Origin of the sequence: Amycolatopsis marina, from assembly GCF_900111885.1 — a bacterium.
GTDB lineage: Bacteria > Actinomycetota > Actinomycetes > Mycobacteriales > Pseudonocardiaceae > Amycolatopsis > Amycolatopsis marina.
The window spans coordinates 86,202-109,673 of record NZ_FOKG01000007.1 but is presented as its reverse complement, the minus strand read 5'-3'; the positions used below and the strand labels follow the sequence as shown (position 1 = coordinate 109,673).

Here is a 23,472-nt window from a genome sequence, read left to right as displayed (position 1 = left end):
TCACCCGGCCCCCGTCAGCGCCTCCCGTAGTGCGGCTGGCTCTGCGGGTTGAACTCGTCGTAGCGGACGGCTCTCGCCCGAGCTGTCCTCGGGTCGTGGATCGACAGGACGTCGAGGCCCTTGGTCAGGTCTGAGGAGTAGATGAAGCCGTTGTAGTAGTAGGCCGACCAGGAACCGCCGCCCACCCGTTCGGTCTCCGACAGCGGGCCACGCTCCCAGTAGGCGATCTCCTTCGGATTGGCCGAGTCGGTGAAGTCCCACACCGAGATGCCGCCCTGGTACCAGGACTGGACCATGATGTCGCGACCGCGAACCGGGATCAACGATCCGTTGTGCGCCACACAGTTCTCGGTGTCCGCCTGGTGCCGCGGGATCTTGAAGTAGCTGCGGAACTTCAGCTTCCGGTGGTCTCCGCGTCCGACGATGTCGTAGATGCCGTCGGCACCCCGTGTGGGACCGAACGTCTCGTTGCAGGTCGCGAGCCCACCACCGCCGAGTTCGTCGGTGAAGACGACCTTCGTGCCCTCGTTGTTGAAGGTGGCGCTGTGCCAGAAGGCGAAATTGACGTTGTCCTGGACCCGCTCGATGACCCTTGGCCTGAGCCGGTCCTTGATGTCGATCAGCACGCCGTCGCCCATGCACGCCCCGGCCATCAGATCCTTGGTCGGGTACGCGGTCAGGTCGTGGCACCCGGTGGTGGGTGCGCGTCGCGTGCCGTCGGGATTTGTGCCGCCGGCGTTGCCGCCGTCGGGAAAGAGCACCGGCGTCGCGACCACCTTTGCCCGCTCCGGCGCGCGCAACGACACCTCGATGATGGAGATCTTGTCGTGTGGCGGCTGGCAGTTCGGCAACTGCGGCGCTGGCGAGTAGGACGACACGTAGATGTAGACCGTCCCGCGCTTGCCTGGGACGAAGCTGTTGGTGTGCGAGCCGCACTCGGTGCGGATGGAGGACACGTACCGCGGTGCGGAGAGATCGCTGATGTCGAAGATCTTGATCCCCTCCCACGCGGCCGGGGTCGATCCGGGGACGGGCTCGCTGGTGCAGGAGTCGTTGCTCCGCGGGTAATCCGTGGAGAGGAACAGCAGGTCACCGTGCACGGAGACATCGTTCTGCCCACCTGGGCAGAGGACCTGGCTGACAATGCGGGGCCGGAACGGGATACGCACGTCGTAGATGACGAAGCCGTCGTAGTTCCCGACGATGGCGTGCCCGCCGGTGAACGCGATGTCGGTCCCGACCGCGTCAGCGTGGTCGAACGGAGGCTGCTTCGGCAGGTGTGCGATCTGGCGCAGGTTGGGACTGTGCACGATCTCGTCCACGCCGGGAATGCCGTCGGCGGCGCTGGTGCGCTCCGGCTCAGCCGTAACGGCAGGAGCGCCGACCACCCCGGACACGAACAACCCCGAGGCAGCGACGGCCGCGAGAAACGCACGGGAAAGTCGGTGAGTCCTACGAACGTCGCTCACGATGGCTGACTCCTCTCGACCGGACCGTCGGGCCGAGTATTCCGGGTACGGGATGCGGAGGAAAGCGACGAATGGGGGTATCCCGGCGGACTCCGGGACACCACTGATTGACTTTCACCGGTCCAGCGCTGTTCGCTGACCGCATGCGATTCTCCGCCCCTGTCACGGCATTGGGCTGCCTTGCCGTACTGGCGCTCGGCGGCTGCACCGGGTCCGAACCCGAGCCGTCCCCCGAGCCGCCCGCACCGGTGCTGGTCCCCGGAGCTCCCGGCGAGCAAGCACGGCTCACCACCGTGCCGGGACAGGGCGCCGAGCGGCAGGACGCCGCCACCGAGGCCGACATCCGCTACGTGACGATGATGATCCCGCACCACGAGCAGGCGCTCACGATGACCGAACTCGTCGCGCAGCGGGCAACCGACCAGCGAGTACACGCCCTCGCAGGGCGGATCGCGGACGCGCAGCAGGGGGAGATCGCGATGATGCGCGACTGGCTGTCCCGGCACGATGCGCAGGGCGGGCACGGCGCGCATGGTGAACACGGCGCGCACGCGCACGAACTGATGCCGGGAATGGCCACCCCGGAGCAACTGAACGCGTTGCGGGCCGCGAGCGGGGCCGAGTTCGACCGCCTGTTCCTCGATCTCATGATCGCCCATCACGAGGGTGCGCTCACCATGGCCGAGCAGGAACTCGCCGACGGCATACAGACGCGGGCGATCGAGATGGCTCAGGACGTCATCGCGGGGCAGATGGCCGAGATCGAGCGGATGCGGGCGATGCGGCAGTAATGACGGCAGGCGAAGGAGCGGACTCAGCCCCCGCCCGCGTCCATCCCGCCCACGTCGAACCCGCCGTCGCTCTCCTGTCCGGAGTCGTCCGCTCGTGCTTCGGCAAGCGCACCGGCGGCAAGCGCGCCGAATGCCGCGCCCTGGACGTACGGGGCGGCCTGTCCGGCGGAGCGGGCCACCGCGCGAGCTCGTTGCCACTTCTCCGGATTCGGGTCGGCGGCGACGATCTGCTCATCGTCGTCCTGCCCACCCACCGGGCGGTCCACGCGCCATGGCGTGTCCTCCGGCCGCACCGAGGCGAGAAAGTCCGCGGTCGGGTCCTCGTCGGGGCCCCGCTCCCCCTGGTGTCCCTCGTCAGCCGGCATCTGCTGCCTCCCGGTCGATTCCGCGCCCGGCGTCGTCCCGGAGCTCGGTTCGTCAGAACAATAGCGGCAACAGGGCGTGCCGGCGGCGAAGAACGGCGCCGTACCTGGCGTCCAGGCGCATCCAGGAGTCGGTCGCGGTCACCCGCACCACGTCACCGGGCACGGAGGAATCCACGAAGCCCATGCCGGACAACGCGAACAAGCACCGCATCGGCACCTTGATCTCGACGTCGTCCCCGGACACGGTGAGCACGGTCTGGTCCATCAGCGACGCGGGCGGGGTGCCATGGGGGCCGACGTGTTCCCGCGCCAGCGTCACCCCGCGGTCGGTGAGGTCGGCGACGACCGTGGCGGGCAGTTCGTCCACCGCCCGCCATGCCGTGGACGCGGGCAGTTCGGACTGCCACAACAGGTCGCGGGCGGGGCCGGGATCCATCCGCGCGCCGCCGGCGACGGTCAGCGCGGCGAGAAGCTCGTTCCCGGACACGGTCACGTCGGCAGGACTGACCTCCCCCTCGACGGACCGGGTGACCAGCACCTCGAAGGGAGTCGCCACCCACGCTTCCAGCCTGCCCCGGCCACGTTCACGCAGCCGGATCGCACTCTGCCCGTCCAACCGCACGGCGCGCGCCACGAACGCGGCCAGCGTGTCGCGCTCAGCCGGATCCGGGATGTGCAGCTCAGGCATCGGAACCACCTGATCCGTCCAGCCGTTTCCGGAGAAACTCGCGTTCGTCCTCACTGAGCCTGCGCGGGCGCCCGGTGCGCACGTCGTAGGGCGCGAGAGTTGTCTGCGCACTCACCGCCAAAATGTCCTTTTCAGATAGTCCATCACGGACTTCGTAGTCGAGCGTGAACGAGGCGAACCGCAACTCGCGCAACGAGATCTTTACCCGCAGTCCGGCACCCCGGACGACGACCGGAGCGCGGTAGTCGACCGAAAGCCGAACCACGACGATACCCTCGGCGAACCCGGGCAGGCCAGGGTCCGCGTTGTCGCCGAAGAGCAGCGGAACCCTCGCCTCCTCCAGCAGCGTCACCATGTTCGCGTGGTTGACGTGCCTGAACACGTCCATATCGGACCAACGAGGCTGGACCGTCGTGACATATCCGGGCACTAGCGGACCGTACTGCGAATCTGGCGGGCAGCCACCGACAGTGTCGCCAGGTCGAGCCTGCCGGACCGGTCGATCTCCTCGAGGGAGACCCTGGCCCGCGCGAGGCGCGAGGAGTTCGCCTGCTCCCACTGCCCGATCTTGTCGTCGACGCTGTCCCCCGGATCGCTGTGCTGCAGTGCGTCCAGCGTGATCGCCCGCAGGGACGAGTACAGGTCGTCCCGCAGGGCCAGCCGGGCCAGTGCGTGCCAGCGGTTGCCCCGCTCCAGCGCACTCACCGACGTGAGCATCTTGTCGATCCCGAGGTGGTCGGACAGGGCGTAGTACAGTTCGGCGGTCTCGTTCGGGCTGCGTTGCGCGTCCAGGCCGGCCTCCCGTTCCGCCAGTTCGGCGACCTCGGTGACATCGAGCAGGCCGTAGGTGTGCAGCAGCCCGGCGACGCGGTTGGCCACGTCCATCGGGACCCCCTTGCCGATCAGGTCCTCGGCCTTGCCCTGCACCGACTCGGCCTCGCGGCCGCGGAGCAGGTCGGGCAGTCGCGGCATGAGCTGACCGACGGTCCGGCCGAACCTGCTGATCTCGGCGCCGACCGCCAGTGGCTGGGGCCGGTTGGTGAGGAACCACCGCGCGGCCCGGTCGAGCACCCGCCGCGTCTCCAGCACCAACTCGTCGGCGACCTCGGTCGCCACCACGTTGTCCAGGGCGCCGATCGTCGACCACAGAGAGGGCAGGTCGTACACGCTGGTCACCACCGCGAAGGCCCGCACGGCGTCGGTCGCGGTCGCGTTCATCTCCTCGCTGAGCCGGAACGCGAACGAGATTCCCGCGCCGTCGACCACCTCGTTGACGATCAGCGTGGTGATGATCTGGCGGTGCAGCGGGTGATCCCCGATGGCGCCGGGGAACCGCTCGCGCAGCGGTTGCGGGAAGTACTCCCCCAGCCTGCGGGCGAACACCTCGGCGTCGGGCAGTTCGCTGTCGAGCAGCTCGTCCTTCAGGTCGAGCTTCACGTGCGCGAGCAGCGTGGCCAGCTCCGGCGACGACAGCCCCTCGCCCGCCTTGTCCAGCGCCTTGAACTGGGCCGCACTCGGCAGCGCCTCCAGCTCGCGGTCCAGCGCACCCTTCCGCTCCAGTGCGGCGACCAGCCGCTGGTGCACCGTGAGCATCGGGGCCGCGTGCGCCCTGCTGATCCCGAGCACGGCGTTCTGCCGCTGGTTGTCGGCCAGCACGAGATCGGCGACCTCGTCGGTCATCTCCTCCAGCAGCGCGTTGCGCTGTTCCCGTTCCAGCTCCCCTGAACTCACCAGCTGGTCGAGCATGATCTTGATGTTGACCTCGTGGTCGGAGCAGTCGACGCCCGCCGAGTTGTCCAGCGCATCGGTGTTGATCTTGCCGCCGGAACGGGCGAACTCGATCCGTCCGAGCTGGGTGAGGCCGAGGTTCCCGCCCTCGCCGACCACCTTCACCCTGAGCTCGGCCCCGTCCACCCGAACGGCGTCGTTGGCCTTGTCGCCCGCGTCGGCGTGGGTCTCCGACTCGGCCTTGACGTAGGTGCCGATACCGCCGTTCCACAACAGGTCGACCGGAGCAAGCAGGATGGCGTGCACCAGTTCGGCGGGTGACAGCTTCACCACGTCGTCGGCGAGCCCGAGGGCCGCCCTGACCTGCGGGCTGATCGGAATCGTCTTCGCGCTGCGCGAGTAGATGCCGCCACCCTTGCTGATCAGCGAGCGGTCGTAGTCGTCCCACGACGAGCGAGGCAGCTCGAAAAGGCGCCTGCGCTCGGCGAACGAGGCAGCCGGATCCGGCTCCGGGTCGAGGAAGATGTGCAGGTGGTTGAACGCCGCCACCAGCCGGATGTGCTCGGAGAGCAGCATGCCGTTGCCGAAGACGTCGCCGCCCATGTCGCCAATGCCCGCGACGGTGAAGTCCTGGCTCTGGGTGTCCACACCGAGTTCGCGGAAGTGCCGCTTCACGCTCTCCCACGCACCGCGGGCGGTGATCCCCATCGCCTTGTGGTCGTAGCCGACCGAGCCTCCTGAGGCGAACGCGTCGCCGAGCCAGAAGCCGTAACTCGCCGATACGGCGTTTGCGATGTCGGAGAACGACGCCGTGCCCTTGTCGGCCGCCACGACGAGGTAGGTGTCGTCACCGTCGTAGCGCACGACGTCCGGTGCCGGCACGATCGCACCGTCGACGAGGTTGTCGGTGAGGTCGAGCAGCCCCGAGATGAACATCGTGTAGCAGGCGATGCCCTCGTTGAGCCCGGCGTCCCGGTCCAGGCCCGCGTCACCGGTCAGGACCGGTGGCCGCTTGACCACGAAACCGCCCTTGGCGCCGACCGGCACGATCACGGCGTTCTTCACCGCTTGTGCCTTCACCAGCCCGAGGATCTCGGTGCGGAAGTCCTCCCTGCGGTCGGACCAGCGCAGACCGCCCCTGGCCACCGCGCCGAAGCGCAGATGCACGCCTTCCACGCGCGGCGAGTAGACGAACACCTCGAACTTCGGCCGCGGCTCCGGCAGATCGGGCACAGACGCGGGATCGAGCTTGATGGCCAGGTACGGCCGCCGGTTGCCCTGGTCGTCGGTCACCCGGTAGTTCGTGCGCAGCGTGGCAACGATGACCGCGGTCAGCCTGCGCAGGATCCGGTCCTCGTCGAGGCTGGTGACCCCGTCGATCCTGGCGTTGATCTCCGCGACCTGGGTGGCCACCTGCTCCTCCCGCTGCGCGGCCTGGGTCGAGAGGTCGAACCTGGTCTCGAACAGGCGCACGAGGGCGGTGGCGATGTCGGTGTGCGCGAGCACGGCGTTCTCGATGTACTCCTGCGAGTACGGACTGCCCGCCTGCCGCAGGTATCGGGAGTAGGCCCGCAGCACGGCCGCCTGTCGCCAGCTCAGCCCCGCGCGCAGCACGAGACCGTTGAAGCCGTCGACTTCGCAGTCGCCGTACCAGGCGGCGCCGAACGCTTCCTGGAACCGCTGCTGCAGATCCATCGTCGCGTGCTCGGTGATCTCGTCGAGCACGCGCTGCTCGATCCGCAGGCCGAAGTCGTAGATCCAGGAGCGCCTGCCGTCCTCGCGGTTCAGTTCGTAGGGCCGCTCGTCGACGACCTCGACGCCCATGCACTGCAGCACGGGCAACACCTTCGACAGAGTGACGCCCTCACCGAGCAGATACAGCTTGAACCGCCGCTCCCCCGCCTCGGCGCCGTCCGGCAGGTAGAACGACATCGCCAGATCGCCCTGCTCGCTCAGCGACTCCAGCTTGCGCAGATCGGCGAGCGCCTCCGCCGCGTCGAAGTCCTCCTTGTAGGCCTCGGGGAACACCCCGGCGTACCGCTGGCCCAGCTCGCTGGCCGACTCCTCACCGATCGCGGCCGCGCTCTGGGCGGCCCCCCTGCGCTCGGCGAGGATCGCCTCGACCATCCGGTCGTCCCACCCGCGCACGGCCTCGTTGAGCCGCTCCTGGATCCGCAGCGTGTCGGGCTCCACCCGGCGCGCGGGATCGGTGTGCACGGTGAAGTGGACCTGCGCGAGGACGGTCTCACCGAGCCTGGTGCCGTACTCGAGGTGCGTGCCTTCGAGTTCCTGCAGCAGCACCTCCTGCATCCGCAGCCTGGACCGGGTCGTGTAGCGGTCCCTGGGCAGGAAGACCAGGCAGGAGAAGAACCGGCCGTAGGGATCCGGCCGCAGGAACAGGCGGAGCCTGCGCCGGTCGGCGAGCGTGATGGCCCCGGTCGCGGTGGCGTACAGCGAGTCCGTGTCGGCCGAGAACAGATCCGCCCTCGGCCAGTTCTGCAGTACCTCGAGCATCCGCTGCCCGGAGTAGGACTCCATGGGGAAGCCGGCACGGTGGATGACCTCGCGGACGCGGCTCTGCACCACCGGGATGTCCAGCACGTCCTCGTGCAGCGCCGTGGTCGTGAACATGCCGAGGAAGCGGTGCTCGCCGGTGACCTCGCCGTGTTCGTCGAAAGTCTTGACGCCCACGTAGTAGGGATAGATCGGGCGGTGCACGGTGGAGGGAGCACTGGCCTGCGTGAGGACCAGCAGCTCGGGTGCGAGCGCCTTCTCGGCGGCATCGGGCCCCGCGGTCAGACTGCGGGCGGCCAGGCTGTCCTGGCGCAGCACGCCAAGCCCCGAAGCGAGCGCGGCGCGCAGGGCAGGCACCTCCTCGCCGCTTTCGGACTCCCGGATCAGCTCGTAGTACCGGTAGCCGAGGAACGTGAAATGGCCTGCCGCGAGCCAGCGCAGCAGCTCGGCCCCCGAGCACACCTCGTCGGCCGACAACGGCGGCGGTGAGGAGTCCAGACTCGCCGCGATACCCTGCGCCGTCTCGACCATCTTCTCGGTGTCCTCGACGACCTCACGCACATCACCGAGGACGGAGGTCAGGCGGGTCTCGAGTTCCCGCGCCCGCTCGGGGTCGGTGATCCTGTCGATCTCCAGGTACATCCAGGACTCGATGGACGAGTCCTGCGGCGGGTCGGCGACGTCCGCCGTTGGGTGGATCTCGCGCAGGTTGCCGGTCAGATCGCGGGTCACCACGACGATGGGGTGGACGATGCGCTGCACCTGCATGCCGGAGCGCGACAGCTGCGCGACGATCGAGTCGACCAGATAGGGCATGTCGTCCGTGACGAGCTGGACCACGGTGGCCTCGCGCGTCCACCCGTCCGCGGAGTTCGTGGGATTGACCAGCCGGACCTTGGGCCGTCCTGGCACCCGCTCCTGGGCGAAGTCCTGGTGCGAGCGCACGGCGCCGACCAGTTCCTGCGGGTGATCGTCCAGAATCTCCTCAGCCGGAATGTGCCGGTAGTAGAGACGGATCAGGTCACCGATCTCGGGTGCGTGCGCGGCTGCCGCCTCGACCAGCTCGTCCCGGACCTGTTCCGGGCTCCTTGGCCGTTGCTGCGTCGTCTCGTCCTGGTCCCCAGCGTCCTTGGCAGGGCGGGACGACACTCCAGTCGAGCTCATGTCAGGCAACTCTCCACTTCCTGGCACCACAATGTGCCGGTTCGGGCTCACCCTAACGCGGTTACAGGACACCAAATTACGCACCCGGCTACGACTTCGCCGGGTTTCCCACCAGCACACCGGATATCGGAAGACCGTGTGTTCACTCAGTCGTCGTCGCGGTGCCGGCCGTTGACCCGGCGTGCCTCGCCGGGTTCGTCCTGGTGCGATCCGAGGCGTTTGACCAGTGCCGCGGCGCTCGAGGTACCGGCCTGATGCTCGGCCAGCGCCCTGGCCAGCAACTCCGCGAGCCCGGCGCCTGGCGGCGGTTCCTCGGACGGGACGACGGCTTCGTAGGAGTTGTACGGGCCACGGTCGAACGAGTTGTCGTCATAGGCGCTGGTGAACGAGGTGCTGTAGGTCCCGTTCGGGTGGCCTGCGGCGAGGTCGGGACGCGAATCGTGACCGAGATCATCGGAATTGTCGTAGTCGTCACGGTCAGCGGCACGAGTGTCGCCAGCGCTCCCGGAATCGAGCGGATCGTCGGCGTACGCGGACGAGAGGGCCGCACCGAGGTCCTCCATCGGAGCAAGGGACGGCGGTAGCCGTAGCCGGGGCAGCCATTCGCCTGCGTCCGGTGCCGGTGACGGCTCGGCCGTCTCACGGGACTCCGTCGAGTACCCGGTGTCCGTTGACGGGGCGGTCTCCTGACCCGCGAGCCCCTTCGGCGTCTCGCTGTTCTCGGCACGCCGCCGCCTGCCGGTCGGCCGGTCCGCCGAAGGCGGGGGCGATGGCGGGGCCCACGGCGCTGGCGAGTCGGACAGCGCCGCCAGCGCGGACTCCGACAGCGCCGACAACGCCGACAACGCCGAGAGTGCCGACATCGACGATGTCTCGGACGCGGGCGACTGCGGTGGGTTCTCCGGGTCCGGGGTGTGTGCCGCCGAGTCGGCGGTCGGTGAGCTGTCGCGGGTGTCCCGGCCCATGAGGTCCTCTTCTCCCGCAGCGCGGCGGCGCCCCCCTTGCCCGCCCGCGGAGATGCCGAGGCGGTCCAGTACCGACCTGGCAGCGACCGAACCGTGCTCCGAGTCGTGCCGCGTTCGCGCCTCGCCCGCCGGCGACGACGACGCGGAGCGCTCCTCGTCGCCGTCGGTCGACCGGCGCCGACCTCCGGAGCTCCGGCCCGCCTCGGTGCGTTTCGCGCTGTGCCCGTTGTCCCGCCAGGATTGCGGGGCCAGCCGGTACCGGTGCTCCTCCTGCGGTGCCGGTCCGGGCTCGGACCGCGGCTCGGGCTCCGGCTCCCGGACGACGGCCGGTGCCGGGTCCGGTTTTGGTTTCGGAGCCAGCGCCAGTACCGGCGTGGCGGCCCGCGCCCGCTCCCATCCGGCGGACACCGCGTCCGGCCGCGCTGATCGCGCCCCGGACTGCTGCTGAGCGGGTGCGATCAGTTCGTCAAGATCTATCGGCTGCTGCTCACCCGTCCCGAACTCGCCGGTGAGCAGGGCGCAGGCCTGCCTGCGTGCCCTGCCGTGGACGTACTCGGCGGCCCGCGACCGGTGCAGGCAGCGGATCGCCTCGGCGGGGCGGTCGAGTTGTTCCTCGACGTTGGCGAGTTCGAACCACAACCGGGCGGTGAGGGCGTGCAGCCCGTGTCGTTCTGTGCTGTGCACCGCATCGCTCAGGAGCCTGGTCGCGGCGTCCCCCGAACCTGCCGGTAGGTACACCCTGGTGGCCACCGCGAGCCGGAGCCAGCCCGCGGGAGCCACGACGGCGGCGCGGTGGGGTTCGCTGAGAATCGGCTGCGCGAGTTCGAGCGCGGTGCCGGTGTTGCCGCGGTCGAGCAGCGCGCAGACAAGCTCCAGTACCAGCCTGGACCGGACCAGGCCGCCGTCGGCGCCCTGGTCGGGCAGGTCATCCAGCAGGCCGAGACCAGTTCGAGCCGCGTCGGCGGCACCCATGAGGTCGCCGTGTCGCCGTCGATGCCCGGACACCGCCACTCGGAGCAGCGCCCTGGTCAGCAACCTCGTGGTGTCGTCCAACGTCTCGTCCGCCTGGCACAGCCGGTCGGCCTCCAGCAGCGCCCGGTCCAGTTCGGGCTTGCGGCCGAGCTGTCCCATGCAGCCCACCAGTTGACAGAGCGCGGCGGCCCGCACGGCCGGGGAGAGCCCCTGGACCGCCAGCGCGGGGCGCAGCGCGGCGAGCCCGGTCAGCGGCTGGCCGACACTGCGGGCACTCAGTGCGAGGTCGGTGCGCAGCTGCGCCGCGATCTCACGCTGTCCGAGGTCCTCGGCGGCCCGGAGGGCGGCGACCGCCCTGCCGACCATCGGCGCCCGCATGCCCAGCCGCACGCTGGCGAGCACGACCAGACTCTCCGCCCGCACCCAGAGCTCGTTCGATCCGGACGTCTCGGCCAGGGCAGCAGCCCGTTCACCGAGTACCAGAGCCAACTCCGGAGCCCGGAGCCTGAGCCGAGTCGCCTGATCGAGCAGGTGCTCCACAGCCCCGGGACCCACCGTGTCGGCGGCGACGCCGGATGCGTCAACCCGCCGATCGGTGTAGGCACCCGATCCGGTGTGCTTGCTGGCTACCACAGGGACTCCGCTCAGTGTTGGCTCCGGCGTGCTCACTCAGCAGTGCTCAGGAGTACCACGATCGCGTCAGTCACGGGTGAGTTTGCGGTGAGTCACCCGATGCGGACGGGCCGCGTCCGCACCCAGCCGCTCGACCTTGTTGCGCTCGTAGCCCTCGAAGTTGCCCTCGAACCAGAACCAGGCTGCCGGGTTCTCGTCGGTGCCTTCCCAAGCAAGGATGTGCGTGGCGACGCGGTCGAGGAACCACCGGTCGTGCGAAATCACCACGGCGCAGCCCGGGAAAAGCTCCAGCGCGTTCTCCAGCGACCCCAGGGTCTCGACGTCGAGGTCGTTGGTCGGCTCGTCCAGCAGGATCAGGTTTCCACCCTGCTTCAGCGTCATCGCCAGGTTGAGCCGGTTGCGCTCACCACCGGAGAGCACCCCTGCCGGCTTCTGCTGGTCTGGTCCCTTGAAACCGAACGCGCTCACGTAGGCACGGGACGGCATCTCGGTCTGCCCGACGTGGATGTAGTCGAGCTTGTCCGACACGACCTCCCAGACCGTCTTCGCCGGATCGATCCCCGCCCGCTGCTGGTCCACATAGGACAGCTTAACCGTGTCACCGATCTTGACCGATCCGTCGTCGGGCTCCTCGAGCCCGACGATGGTCTTGAACAGCGTGGTCTTACCGACACCGTTCGGGCCGATCACTCCGACGATGCCGTTGCGCGGCAGGTCGAACGAGAGACCGTCGATCAACACTCGGTCGTCGAAGCCCTTGCGCAGGTCAGCAACCTCGACCACGACGTTGCCCAGCCGGGGGCCCGGCGGGATCTGGATCTCCTCGAAGTCGAGCTTCTTGGTCTTCTCGGCCTCCGCCGCCATCTCCTCGTAGCGATCCAGCCTGGAGCGCGACTTCGTCTGCCGCGCCTTGGCGTTCGACCGTACCCAGTCGAGCTCGTTCTTGAGGCGCTTCGCGAGCTTGGCGTCCTTCTTTCCCTGTACCTCGAGACGTTCGCGCTTCTTCTCCAGGTACGTGGAGTAGTTGCCCTCGTAGCCGACCACGCGCCCGCGGTCGAGCTCCATGATCCATTCGGCGACGTTGTCCAGGAAGTACCTGTCGTGGGTGACGGCGAGGACGGCGCCGGGGTAGTTGGCGAGGAACTGCTCCAGCCAGAGCACGCTCTCCGCGTCCAGATGGTTCGTCGGCTCGTCCAGCAGCAGCAGATCGGGCTTGGACAGCAGCAGCTTGCACAGCGCCACCCTGCGTCGCTCGCCCCCGGAGAGGTGCGTGACCTCTTCGTCCCCGGGCGGGCAGCGCAGGGCGTCCATCGCCTGCTCGAGCTGCGAGTCCAGCTCCCAGGCGTCAGCGTGGTCAAGCTCCTCCTGGAGCTTTCCCATCTCCTCCATCAGCGCGTCGCTGTAGTCCGTAGCCAGCTGCTCGGCGATCTCGTTGAAGCGGTCGAGCTTGACCTTGATCTCACCAAGGCCTTCCTCGACGTTTCCACGGACGGTCTTGTCCTCGTTGAGCGGCGGCTCCTGCAGCAGGATGCCGACCGTCGCACCAGGCTGGATGAAGGCTTCCCCGTTGCTCGGCTGGTCGAGCCCCGCCATGATCTTGAGAACGGTGGACTTACCGGCACCGTTCGGACCAACGACGCCGATCTTGGCCCCGGGGTAGAACGCGGTGCTGACATCGTCAAGGATGACCTTGTCCCCGACGGTCTTGCGCACCTTTTTCATGGTGTAGATGAACTCGGCCATGCTGGCGATCGTAGAGTGAGCTCGTCCACGCCCTGACGGCGGTCACCGTCGAAGTACCCGGAGGGTTGTTCAGAAGTCGGTAGACGGGGCCGCCCGGAGGGTGGTCGTGGCTGCCGACTGCAGGTGAGGCACGGGCACGACCGCACGTCGGCGGTGAACAACCCGACTTATGAATCAAGACACCGGCGTCACCGTTTCCTCACGGTGCGGCCACCCTGTTTTCCCGGGTGACCGCCGCTTCGGACACTCCAGCCGCCCCCGGCCCGGACCGCCGGACGAGTGCGCTGCAGCGGCTCAGGTTCGGGCCCATCGCGAAGGCCTCAAGCTCAGGTACAGCCCGAGACTGTCCGCCCACCTCGGCGTCCCCGGTGTACAGCCGGCCGGTGACGATCACCGGATCGCCCTTGCCCAGAGATCCGTGCACGCTCTCGGCCAGTGCCCGCCAGCACGACACCCGGACCGCGAGCTGCCTGCCGTCGACCCAGGCACCACTGCCGGAATCCCGCCGCCGCTCCGTGCTGCGCATCCAGAAGCTCGTGACGGACACCCCGCTTGAGAGTTCGCGTCTGCTCAGCTCGCTGACGACGGTCCCGATGACCGTGACCACCGTTTCCCCCATTGCCGATCCCCCTGTGTCTTATTCAAAGGTCGGGTTATTCACTGGTCCCTGTGTGAATGTCCCTCCCTGGTCCGTGTCTGAATGCTCGCGCTCGTCACACCACTGTCCCGCGCGGCGACGGCGAATCGGGAGATCACGAAGAATCTGTGGACAATCGCCGTCGTGCTGAACAACTCGACGGCCTGACCCAGGCGCCTCAGTCGCGCGGGCGGCCCTTCTGCGCGAGCTGCCGCAACATCGCGTTGTAGGCGGCGAGATCCTCGTCCCCGCTGGCGTCCGCCCGGCGATCGGACCGTTTCGCCTCGCGCTCGTCCGCCCTGGCCCACTGCACGAGCAGCGCGATCAGCACGAGCAGCACCGGCAGCTCACCGGAGGCCCATGCGATACCCCCGCCGAGACGCTGGTCGGTGAGCAGATCACCGACCCACGGCAGGTCGAGGGAACGGTAGAAGTCCTGCCCGATCACCGTCTGATCGCTCATCAGGATCACGCCGAAGAACGCGTGGAAGGGCATCGAAGCGAACATCATGCCGAGCTTGCCGAGGTGGGGAATCCGGCGCGGGGCCGGGTCGACCCCGATCACCGGCCAGTAGAAGACGTAGCCGACGAGCAGGAAGTGGGCGTTCATCGCCAGATGTGCCCAGTGATAGTTCAGCGCGGCGTCGAAGAGGCCGGAGAAGTACAGCACGTAGAACGAGCCGACGAACAGCACGAGCGCGACGATCGGGTTGGTCAGCGCACGGGAGACGGGCGAATGCACGAACGCGAGCAGCCACTCCCTCGGCCCCGGCGGCTCCTTCCTGCTCGCCGCGGGCAGTGCGCGCAGCGCGAGCGTCACCGGACCGCCGAGCACGAACAGCACCGGCGCGACCATGGACAGCAGCATGTGGTTGCCCATGTGCACGCTGAACATCGCCGGGGCGTAGCGACCGATCCCGGACGAGGTGGCGATCAGCAGAACGGCGCATCCGCAGATCCACGCGACGGTACGACCGACCGGCCACGCGTCCCCACGCAGCCGCAGTCTGCGTACACCTGCGAGGTACGCCACGGCGAGGGCGATCGCGATCGTGCCGAACACCAGGTCGAACCGCCAGTCGAACAGCAGCCGCAGCAGCGTGGGCGGGCCGTCGAGCACGTACCCGATGAGCAGTTCCGTGTTCGACGGCTGGAAGTAGACCTCCTGCGGTGGCGGTGTTCTGGCCAGCGCGGCCGCGAGGCCGATGGTCACGAACATGACCAGTGTCTCCACCGCGGCGAGCCGGAGCAGTTGTCCCCCGCCCGCGCCGTCGACCAGATCACGCACCCCGCGTTTGCGCTGCTGGTGCCCGAACACGCCCAGCACGACCAGGCAGACGATCTTGCCCAGGACCAGTAGCCCGTAGTCGGTGGTGAGCAGGTGCTGCGGCGTCACCCGCACGAGGGCGTTGATCACCCCCGAGACCGCCATGACGATCCAGCAGACAAGGGCGAGCCGGGAGAACCGTCGTGCGGCGAGTGTGAGGTGACTGCCCCTGCGCCAGCCCAGCGCGAGCAACGCGAGCAGGCCACCGACCCACAACGCCGCGCCGATGAGGTGGAACAGCAGACTGTTGGTGGCCAGATCGTGGGAGCCGCCACTGGCCGAATGCCCGGTCACCGCGACCGGAATCAGCCCAGCGACCGCCAGCAGGAACAAACCTGCTGTCCAGCCCCAGGTCAGGACCAGTTTGCAGCCCAGCGCCAGCAGCAACGCGATGGCCGCGGTGAACAGCCAGGCCTTCGGCTGCTCGATGGCCCCGACCAAACTGAGCAGCCGCTGCGGATCGAGTAGTTCCGTCACGGGCCTGCCCGCCGCGTCCGCCGCGCTGAAGAACGTCGAGGCGACGGCCGTCACGAACCACACCCACGCCGCGACACCCGCCGTACGGACCGCCGCATAGCCGTCGGCGCTGAGCACACCCGATCGTTGCGGGGGCACCAGGAACGCGGCCAGCAGCAGCGAACCGATGCACACCACGGCGGCGGTCTCGGCGAACACCCGGACGACGGTGATGCCGTACCGGGTCACGGCGCCGGGGTCGGTGAGACCGGCGATGACGTAACCGGCTCCGCCGGTGAGTGCGACGAGGGCGACCGCCAGCACCGCGGCGAGCACGGCGTTGACCGCGAGCAGCGGCAGGACACTGGACCGCGCCGCCCTGTCGCGTTGTGGTCGGGCCGTCACGGATCCGTCGGTGGGCACCTCATGAGGGTAGGCCGGACCCCGATGTGGCCGTCCTCTCCCCTGCCTGCTCCCTGCGCAGCGAGCGGGCGGCGGCCAGCGCGGCGGGAGCGATCAACGCGGCGACGAGCCCCACCACGACGAAGGAGTCCGAGAGCGAGGTCACCTGCGCGATGCCGCCGATCACCGGCGGCCCAGCGAGGAAACCCGTGTAGGCGACCGCGGTGACGAAGGCCAGCTCGCGCTCGCCGCCGCTGTTGTCGGCCCGCTTTCCCGCCTCTCCCGCGAGACTGAGCGCCACCGGGAACGAGGCCGCGAGGCCTGCCCCCGCGAGGACGAAACCGGCGAACCCGGCGGTGGGGACCGGGATCAGCGCGGCGGTGCACAGGCCGATCCCCGCACACAACGCACCTCCCACGAGCAGCCGGGTCGAGCCGATTCGTGCCTGGACCCAGGCCCCCGCGAGCCGGGCCACCACCATGGCGAGCGAGAACGCGGAGAAGGCGAGCGCGGCCGCGCCCTCGCTCATACCCTGTTCGCTCACCAGCAGCAGCGCGGACCAGTCCGAACTCGCGCCCTCCGCGATCGCCGAGCACAGCGCGACGACGGCGAGCAGCCACAAAGCCACGCGGCGAGCCGGAGCGGCGCCGCCCGCTCTCGGCGCCTCGGCCGAACGCCGGGTGTCGACGGCGATTCCCGGCACCGACCGGATCACGAGGGCGAGCACCACCAGCGCGGCCACGGCCGCGACCGTGAGGTGCCGGGCGGGCGTCCAGTCGCTGGCCGCGGCCAGCGCCGCGGCGGCCGAACCGAGCAGCGCTCCCCCGCTGAAGCCCGCGTGGAAGGTCGCCATGATCGGTTTGCTCAGCCGCCGCTCGACGACCACCCCTGCCGTGTTCATCCCGACGTCGAGCACGCCCATCGAGACACCGAGACCGGCGAGCGCGACACCCAGCGCGAACACCGACCCGGAAGCCCCGATCGCCGGGAGGACCAGGCTGGCCCCGATGGTCGACACGGCGACCACCGCGCGGGAGCCGAACCGTTCGATCAGCCTGCCCGACGCCATCGCCGCCACAAGCATGCCGATGCTCGCGCCGAGCAGGGCGAGGCCGAGCGCGCCGGGTTCGGCCCCGATCTGCTCGGCCAGCGCGGGCACCCTTGGCGCCCAGGAACCGAGCGCGGCACCGTTGATCGCGAACACCACGGTGACCGCGAGCCGCTGTGCGTCCACGAACCCTCCCAGAATTTGACGTGGATCTACTTCGACAGAATGTCTTAAGCGCTTCAGTAAGTCCATCCGTTTTGCCCGGGCCCGGCGGGCGGCGCACAAATAGCCCGGCTTGTGCGTGCGACTCCTAGACTGCGCGGGTGGGTGACTCGAGACGACGGCCGACGTTGGACGACGTCGCGGATGCGGTCGGGGTGTCCAGGGCAACGATCTCCAACGCCTACAACCGCCCGGACCAGCTGTCCGCGCCGCTGCGGCGGGAGATCCTGCGGGTCGCGAAGCGGCTGGGATACCCGGGGCCCAATCCGACCGCCCGCAGTCTCGCCACCCGCCGCAGCGGCGCTATTGCCTTCATGCTCGATGCCGGGCTGTCCGCCGCGTTCTCCGATCCGGCCCTGTCCATCACGCTCGACGCGCTGGCCGCCGAGGTGGACCCGGAAGGGCACGCTTTGCTGCTCATGCCGGGCGGGGACGACGGCGGCCCGCGCGCAGAACGAGTACTGGCCGCGCAGGCGGACCTCGCGGTGGCCTACTCGCTGGCGGACGGCGCACCGGCGCTGCGCGCGGTCCGGGAACGAGCGCTGCCGCTGGTCGTCATCGACCAACCCGTCGTGCCGGGCTCCGCGCGGGTCGGGATCGACGACAGAGGTGGCGCTGTCGCGGCGGCCCGCCACCTGCTGGAGCTGGGGCATCGGCGATTCGGGATCCTGTCGGCCCAGTGCCTTTCGACGCCGCGAGGGGGGCCGTTGACCACGCGGGAAGCGATGCGGTCTCGGTTCCGGGACAACCGGGAACGGCTCGCCGGATACCTGGAGACGCTGGCGGCCGCGGGCGTGCCCGCGACCGACGTGCCCATCTGGGAGACCTCGGGTCTGTCCAGGGAACAGGCGATGAGCGGCGCCGCGGCGCTACTGGCGACGCAACCGCGCCCGACGGCCCTGTTGTGCATGTCGGACGAACTGGCACTGGCCGCCCTGGCTGTGGCGAGGGAGCGTGGACTCTCCGTCCCCGCGCACCTCTCGGTGGCCGGATTCGACGACACGCCGCCCGCACGGTGGTCCGAGCCCGCCCTCACAACCGTCCGCCAGGATCTCGTGGACAAGGGCAGGACGGCCGGGCGGCTCTGCCTCGACCTGCTCGCGGGCCGGGCGCTGCCGAAGCCAACGGTGCTCGATGTGGAACTCGTGGTGCGCGCCTCCACCGGGCGGGCGTCGAAATAGCATCCTTCCGCCAACGGCACAACCATTTCCACCGAACTGTGGACAGTTCCCACCCTGGCGAGTGCGGCGAGACTACTTATCCACAGAAGTATTTTTGCGGGATGACATTTCCTTCCTCGTTCGCCACTGTTGTTTCCATACCGCTTGCAGCGGAAGAAACCACAGGAAAAACGGGGAGAATTCGATGAAGCAGCACACCAAGTCCCTCCGCCACCGGTTGCCGTGCGTCATCGTACTGACGGCGTTGACCCTGCTCACCGGGACGGGATTGGCCTCCGCGCAACAGCAGGAGCCGCAGGGCACCCCTCCCGGAATGGATTGCGCCCAGGGCGAATTCTGCATGTGGAGCGAGGAATTCCACAGCGGGGAGATCGCCCGGCACGACCTGCGGAACACCAATCCGGAGGAATGCGTGGCCCTCCCCGAGGAGATGGACGCGAAATCCTTCGTCAATCGGACCGACCGCTACGTGACCGTGTATCAGGATCGTGACTGCGCCACCGAGGGCGACTTCAGCACCTATCCGGGTGACGGGACGTTCGTGCCGCAGGCGCCGTTCGCCGTCCGGGCCATCCAGATCTGGGACTGACCCTGACGACCGACCCACGAGCCGGGCCGGTCCGCCGCCGACTCCTGGGGAAGCGACGCAGGCGGCCGACGGGCCCGAAAGGGATCGTGTCCCCGAGCACGGTCCCACCCGCGGACGCGGTGGGCGAAGCCGCCGCGTCCGCGGGTTTCCCCAGGTCCGGAGGCTGGCAGGAACCACCATCCAGCGCTGCCGTACCCCGGCGCGACATGCCGGCCGCCGGATCCGGAAGCGGGGAGTGAAACGATCCGCCGGTGCCGGACGATCAACTGATTGGTGCCGACTAAACTAGGGGCTTGCGGATGGCCACTGGCAGTCGGCAGCACTGGCCCTCGTAGCTCAGCTGGATAGAGCAAGAGCCTTCTAATCTCTAGGTCGCAGGTTCGAGTCCTGCCGGGGGCACACACAGGTCAACCGCCCACTCGGGCGGTCTGACCGGAACCCGGACAAGCCGACGGTCCATCAGCGGCCCATATCCGGTCAGCGCGTCCCGCTGTGCCGTTGATGCGGCCGTGGGCGAGATCGGGGAGCATTCCAACCCAGATCCACCCGCGTCCAGCGAGCTTGTTTTCTGTTTCGATTCCGCATCGATGCAACGTCGTTTCAGCATCCCCGAGCATTGCCGCGAACGTGCGAGAGTCGGTGGAGCCGGACGGCGGGTACCACTCAGCCTAAGTCCACAGTGGACGCGGTCACGGCTCCCCGCGGAAACCCGCACGCGGCCGGAAACCGCCGACCCGGCAATGCCGCAGGCGCATCTCCGGCTTCAGTCACCGATCGATGAACAGTCAGCTTTGTCTGTCCAGTTGCTTCGGCGGGGTGCGTCGGCGTCGAAGTTGGCGAGCCGACCGAGGCGCTCCATCCACTGTCCACAGTGTTCGAGCATCGCCGTCGCGTTGGTCTCCCGCAACCGCAGCAATCCGGAGATGATCTCGTATCGGCGGAAGCCACCGATGTCTGATCTGCCGTCGCAGCGACGCCATGTCGCCGGAATGTCGCCCGACCCACACCGCTACGCCGTACCGCTGCGAACCCGCTCACGCCAATCGCGACAGCAGTACCGTCGGCTCCGACCCGCCTCGACCATGCCCTCGGCGAACAACCGGGCGTTCTCCCTCGGGCAGATACCGGCGACCTCGGCGTCGGGGCCCGCTCAGTCCCGGGACAACGGGACGAGACGCGCGTCCGTGGTCCCGTTCAGCCAGGAGCACAGGACCTCGTTGAACAGGCTGACGTCTTCGATGTTCCAGACGTGGTGCATTCCCGACGCGAACCGCAACTGTGCCTGCGGCGCGACCTGGGCGAGCACCTTCAGGGAGCGGCGCACCGCCGCGTCCTCCTTCTCTCCCGCGATCGCCAGCAGTGGACCGGAGTAGTCGCCCGCGCCCGCGGGCACACCGCCCGCGTACACATCCGCGAACATCGCGGACGCGGTCTCGCGACTGACCGAAAGGCCGTGCGTGACATACCGCTCGCGAGAATCCTCCGGAAGCCTCATCGCCGCGGCAAGGGTGCGCCAGAACCACGGCATCCCCCACAGCGCCAGCTGCAGCCGGGCGACCACGCGCACCCCGGCGCCGGGCCGCACCAGTGGCGCTCCGGTGAGGAACGCCGAGCGCACCCGGTCAGGGTGCCTCGCCAACACACGCACCGCCGTCACCGCCCCCAGGGAGAGCCCGACGAGATCGAAGGGGCCGTCGACACCACGGGCGGTCACTCGTGCCACCACGTCGTCGGCCACCGCATCCAGCCCCGGCCAGTCCTCGCGGACCCGCTCCCCGAACCCCGGCAGGTCCGGCGTGAGCACCAGCCGGTCGGTCAGCACGGCCAGCTGCGGTTCCCACATCCAGTTCGCGACGTTGCCGCCGTGCAGCAGCACCAGTGGACGGCCCACATCCGTCTCGGGCCGGTGCACCTCGGGAAAGCCGTTCACGCGACCTCCTCCTCGACCGCGTCCAGCCAGCCGAGCTCGGTGCGCAAATGCGCGATGCCGTTGTCCAGCGTGGCAAGACGCAGCCGGGCGCCGCGGTCGAGCGCGGTGGTCTCGGCTCGCATCTGCTCAAGACGCGCCAGCTGGTCCTGGACCGCCGCGCGGCGCCGCGCGAAGAGCGACCGGAGGCCGTCATCGTCGAGGTCGGCACCGAAGAACACCCGCGCGAGGAACGGGTCACGTTCAACATGCCGCTCCGGCTCGCTCGCGAGCCACGCGGCGAGAGCCACCCGTCCCGCAGCGGTGATGCGGTGCTCCTGCCGGTCCGGTGCCCCCGATCCGGCCACCGTCTCGACCTCCGCGTACCCCTCATCGACGAGCCGGGCAAGGGTGCGATAGATCTGCGCCTTGTCCGCCGCCCAGAAGTGCCCCACGGTCGAGTCGAAATGCCGCTTGAGGTCGTATCCGGTCATGGGTGCGATGGCGAGCAGCCCCAGGATTATGCGTCCGAGAATCACTCGAACTAGTAGACACGTCCACTAGTAGACTTGTCACCCAGGTGGCTACGCGCGCGGTCATCGGTGGCCAACACCGCGGACCTTCGCGTGGACGAGTGGTCAGGCCACCTTGTCGTGGGTTGTGCGAGCGACCAGCGCCGCCAGGTCGGATACCACCCGCACCGGGCTCGGCTGCTCGTGGATCTCCGCCGCCACCACCCGTGCGGCAATTCCGTGCGCCGGGGTCGCCAGCAGCTTGGCGCAAGTGTCGGCCACCGCGGCCGGAGTGAGGTCGGCCAGCGGCAGGCGCAGCCCGGCGCCCGCGCGGACCACCGCGTCGGCGTTGTCGAGCTGATCGTCGAACTGCGGCAGGATCACCTGCGGACAGCCGACCTCCAGCGCGGTCAGCGAGGTGCCCTGGCCGCCGTGATGGATGAGCGCGTCGCAGGCCGCCACGGCGGGAGCCAGCGGCACGTACCCCACGTGCCGGACGGCGTCCGGCAGCGGCGGCCACATCGCGGCGATGTTCTCGGCCACGGCGACCACCAGCTCGAATCCGTACCCGGCCAACCGTTCCAGCGTCGGGACCACCAGGTTCTGCACACTGGCCGCGCCCAGTCGCGGCACCACCGTGCCCAGGGTCAAGCACACCCGCGGTCGCGAGCGCGGGCGGAGTGTCCAGTCCGGCACCCGTGCGTCGCCGTTGTACGACACGTGTCGCAGGCTCCGGTGCGTCCGCGCGTGCGTCAGCCGCAGGCTCGGCGGCCACGGGTCAAGCACCAAATCGGGTTCGGGCAGTTGACCGAGTACCGCTGCCGCGCCGGCTCGGTACTCGGTCAGCGGGGCCACTCCCCAGCGCAGCTCGACCCGCGCTACCCCGTGCGCCGCGGCGGCGACCGGCCCCGCGAACTCGGCACGCTCGCTCACGACGACGTCCGGCCCCCAGGACCGCACCAACGCCGACGTGCCGTCCAGACCACTCGCCGCGATCCGGCCGAACAACCTGCCATGCGCGAGCCGCCGCCGCGACAAGCTGTCGGACACGGCGTCGGCCGCGCCCAGCGCCACGAAGTCCGCCGACGGACCACACGGCACCGTCGGCAGGCCGGTGCGCACGACCGCGGGGACGAAGTGCTCGGCGGTCGCCACCAGCACCTCGTGCCCGGCCGCCCGGCACGCCCAGGCCAACGGCACGAGTGGGAAGAAGTGACCGGACAACCCCACGGTCGTGAAAAGGACCCGCATGAATGTCCGCTTACGCGGAACGGCCCAGCCGGAATTGCGAGGCAGCCATCGAGGCTGCCCGCGGCGCGGCCGGTAGTCGGGATAGGGTCGCTCGCCGACCGCCGGGACATTGCCGTGTGACCGGCCGGTCCCGGACTGTCGTCACACCGAGGCGCTCGTCGCTCATCGCAGCAATTCCTCCGGCTCGGATCGTCGGCTTCCCGTAACCCAATGCTTCTTTCCGGCGGACCGCGCCGCATCTCCTGATGTGCGAGCCACTGTCGTGATCACGTGCGGTTCGGCGTGCTCGGCCCATTGGCCTCGTACAGCCACAGCGTTTCTTCTACTTCTTTGCACTTGTCGTACCGGGGAAGCAGTCCTTGCTGCTCGGCCTCGGCGAGCGTGGGCGCCATCCGGTCTCGCTCGGAGATGATCGGCCGTACGTCCTTCGGCAGCGGCAGGCCGAGGTCGAGATCGAGCGGGAACAGCGCGAGCTCGTTCTCCGGGACATACTCCCCGGAAATCATGTACGACATCACCGTGTCATCTTGGAGGGCAACGAACACGTGCCCGACCCCGATCGGGAAATACACCGAACGAAAAGTCCGGGGATCGACTTCGACGACGTCCCACCTGCCGAATGTGGGTGACCCAACACGTATGTCTACGACGACGTCGAGGGCTGCTCCATGTGGGCAGTACACGTATTTGGCGCAGCCCGGTGGCGTCACGGTGTAGTGGATACCCCGGATCACGCCTCTACGGGACTGGCTGTGATTGGTCTGCGCCACGTTGAAGAGTCGTCGGCCGGTAGCCCGCCGAAAGTGCGTCTCCTGAAAAGGTGAAACGAAAAGACCGCGATCGTCGAGAGAAGCCTTCGGGGTGAGTTCAAGGGCGCCCTCGACTGAAAGCTCGCGGACCCGCATATCC

At 69.0% G+C, this 23,472-nt stretch carries 17 protein-coding genes and 1 tRNA gene; 4 read left to right on the top strand and 14 right to left on the bottom strand.

What is annotated here, in order from left to right:
• Positions 1-14: 14 nt before the first annotated feature.
• A complete protein-coding gene (locus BM199_RS13440; protein WP_177242613.1) occupies positions 15-1,469 on the bottom strand; it encodes an LVIVD repeat-containing protein in 1,455 nt (484 codons plus the stop codon).
• A gap of 143 nt (positions 1,470-1,612) precedes the next feature.
• On the opposite strand from BM199_RS13440, the gene BM199_RS13435 reads away from it, so the two are divergent.
• Complete coding sequence (locus tag BM199_RS13435) at positions 1,613-2,260, top strand: DUF305 domain-containing protein (RefSeq protein WP_091673721.1); 648 nt, start codon at positions 1,613-1,615, stop codon at positions 2,258-2,260.
• A 23-nt stretch (positions 2,261-2,283) separates the two neighbouring features.
• Here BM199_RS13435 and BM199_RS13430 read toward each other — a convergent pair whose 3' ends face one another.
• From BM199_RS13430 to BM199_RS13390, 9 genes are all read right to left on the bottom strand, one after another.
• Positions 2,284-2,625, bottom strand: a complete 342-nt coding sequence (locus BM199_RS13430) for a hypothetical protein (protein WP_091673406.1) — start codon at positions 2,623-2,625, stop codon at positions 2,284-2,286.
• A gap of 52 nt (positions 2,626-2,677) precedes the next feature.
• On the bottom strand, positions 2,678-3,313 hold the full coding sequence (locus tag BM199_RS13425) for a DUF8010 domain-containing protein (protein ID WP_091673404.1): 636 nt from the start codon (positions 3,311-3,313) through the stop codon (positions 2,678-2,680).
• Complete coding sequence (locus tag BM199_RS13420) at positions 3,306-3,701, bottom strand: acyl-CoA thioesterase (RefSeq protein WP_091673403.1); 396 nt, start codon at positions 3,699-3,701, stop codon at positions 3,306-3,308. The genes BM199_RS13425 and BM199_RS13420 overlap by 8 nt, the downstream gene beginning before the upstream one ends.
• Positions 3,702-3,742: 41 nt before the next feature.
• Positions 3,743-8,719, bottom strand: coding sequence for an NAD-glutamate dehydrogenase (locus BM199_RS13415; RefSeq protein WP_091673401.1), 4,977 nt, complete (start codon positions 8,717-8,719; stop codon positions 3,743-3,745).
• Positions 8,720-8,865: 146 nt separating this feature from the next.
• Positions 8,866-11,289: a hypothetical protein gene (locus tag BM199_RS13410; protein WP_245788339.1), complete on the bottom strand. Its 2,424-nt coding sequence runs from the start codon at positions 11,287-11,289 to the stop codon at positions 8,866-8,868.
• 66 nt (positions 11,290-11,355) lie between these two features.
• Entirely contained in the window at positions 11,356-13,032 is a 1,677-nt protein-coding gene (ettA, locus tag BM199_RS13405; RefSeq protein WP_091673399.1) for an energy-dependent translational throttle protein EttA, read from the bottom strand.
• Positions 13,033-13,231: 199 nt separating this feature from the next.
• Positions 13,232-13,651, bottom strand: coding sequence for a single-stranded DNA-binding protein (locus tag BM199_RS13400; RefSeq protein ID WP_091673398.1), 420 nt, complete (start codon positions 13,649-13,651; stop codon positions 13,232-13,234).
• Between the two features lie 196 nt (positions 13,652-13,847).
• Complete coding sequence (locus BM199_RS13395; protein ID WP_245788338.1) at positions 13,848-15,875, bottom strand: bifunctional copper resistance protein CopD/cytochrome c oxidase assembly protein; 2,028 nt, start codon at positions 15,873-15,875, stop codon at positions 13,848-13,850.
• Position 15,876: 1 nt separating this feature from the next.
• Positions 15,877-17,088, bottom strand: coding sequence for an MFS transporter (locus BM199_RS13390; RefSeq protein WP_245788337.1), 1,212 nt, complete (start codon positions 17,086-17,088; stop codon positions 15,877-15,879).
• Positions 17,089-17,252: 164 nt separating this feature from the next.
• On the opposite strand from BM199_RS13390, the gene BM199_RS13385 reads away from it, so the two are divergent.
• The 3 genes from BM199_RS13385 (at position 17,253) to BM199_RS13375 (ending at position 19,293) form a co-directional block, all read left to right on the top strand.
• The gene (locus BM199_RS13385) at positions 17,253-18,305 is read left to right on the top strand and encodes a LacI family DNA-binding transcriptional regulator (RefSeq protein WP_091673394.1); all 1,053 of its coding nucleotides are present in this window, start codon (positions 17,253-17,255) and stop codon (positions 18,303-18,305) included.
• Between the two features lie 184 nt (positions 18,306-18,489).
• Positions 18,490-18,894: a peptidase inhibitor family I36 protein gene (locus tag BM199_RS13380; RefSeq protein ID WP_091673393.1), complete on the top strand. Its 405-nt coding sequence runs from the start codon at positions 18,490-18,492 to the stop codon at positions 18,892-18,894.
• A 325-nt stretch (positions 18,895-19,219) separates the two neighbouring features.
• Positions 19,220-19,293: transfer RNA gene (locus tag BM199_RS13375), tRNA-Arg, on the top strand.
• Positions 19,294-20,044: 751 nt separating this feature from the next.
• On the opposite strand, the gene BM199_RS13370 is transcribed toward BM199_RS13375, so the two are convergent.
• From BM199_RS13370 to BM199_RS13355, 4 genes are all read right to left on the bottom strand, one after another.
• A complete protein-coding gene (locus tag BM199_RS13370) occupies positions 20,045-20,824 on the bottom strand; it encodes an alpha/beta fold hydrolase (RefSeq protein ID WP_091673391.1) in 780 nt (259 codons plus the stop codon).
• Positions 20,821-21,339, bottom strand: a complete 519-nt coding sequence (locus BM199_RS13365) for a PadR family transcriptional regulator (RefSeq protein ID WP_091673390.1) — start codon at positions 21,337-21,339, stop codon at positions 20,821-20,823. The genes BM199_RS13370 and BM199_RS13365 overlap by 4 nt, the downstream gene beginning before the upstream one ends.
• A gap of 99 nt (positions 21,340-21,438) precedes the next feature.
• Positions 21,439-22,563 (bottom strand): nucleotide disphospho-sugar-binding domain-containing protein, encoded by a 1,125-nt coding sequence (locus BM199_RS13360; protein WP_091673388.1) that lies wholly within the window; start codon positions 22,561-22,563, stop codon positions 21,439-21,441.
• A gap of 266 nt (positions 22,564-22,829) precedes the next feature.
• Positions 22,830-23,468 carry a dTDP-4-dehydrorhamnose 3,5-epimerase family protein gene (locus tag BM199_RS13355; RefSeq protein WP_091673387.1) on the bottom strand — a complete coding sequence of 213 codons (639 nt, stop codon included), beginning with the start codon at positions 23,466-23,468 and terminating at the stop codon, positions 22,830-22,832.
• Positions 23,469-23,472 lie beyond the last annotated feature (4 nt).

What these genes read in the sequence shown, in the direction of transcription:
- BM199_RS13400 (WP_091673398.1), bottom strand. Translation starts at nt 13,651, where the DNA reads ATGGGGGAAACGGTGGTCACGGTCATCGGGACCGTCGTCAGCGAGCTG.
- BM199_RS13380 (WP_091673393.1), top strand. Translation starts at nt 18,490, where the DNA reads ATGAAGCAGCACACCAAGTCCCTCCGCCACCGGTTGCCGTGCGTCATC.
- BM199_RS13425 (WP_091673404.1), bottom strand. Translation starts at nt 3,313, where the DNA reads ATGCCTGAGCTGCACATCCCGGATCCGGCTGAGCGCGACACGCTGGCC.
- BM199_RS13355 (WP_091673387.1), bottom strand. Translation starts at nt 23,468, where the DNA reads ATGCGGGTCCGCGAGCTTTCAGTCGAGGGCGCCCTTGAACTCACCCCG.
- BM199_RS13360 (WP_091673388.1), bottom strand. Translation starts at nt 22,563, where the DNA reads ATGCGGGTCCTTTTCACGACCGTGGGGTTGTCCGGTCACTTCTTCCCA.
- BM199_RS13415 (WP_091673401.1), bottom strand. Translation starts at nt 8,719, where the DNA reads ATGAGCTCGACTGGAGTGTCGTCCCGCCCTGCCAAGGACGCTGGGGAC.
- ettA (WP_091673399.1), bottom strand. Translation starts at nt 13,032, where the DNA reads ATGGCCGAGTTCATCTACACCATGAAAAAGGTGCGCAAGACCGTCGGG.
- BM199_RS13420 (WP_091673403.1), bottom strand. Translation starts at nt 3,701, where the DNA reads ATGGACGTGTTCAGGCACGTCAACCACGCGAACATGGTGACGCTGCTG.
- BM199_RS13435 (WP_091673721.1), top strand. Translation starts at nt 1,613, where the DNA reads ATGCGATTCTCCGCCCCTGTCACGGCATTGGGCTGCCTTGCCGTACTG.
- BM199_RS13430 (WP_091673406.1), bottom strand. Translation starts at nt 2,625, where the DNA reads ATGCCGGCTGACGAGGGACACCAGGGGGAGCGGGGCCCCGACGAGGAC.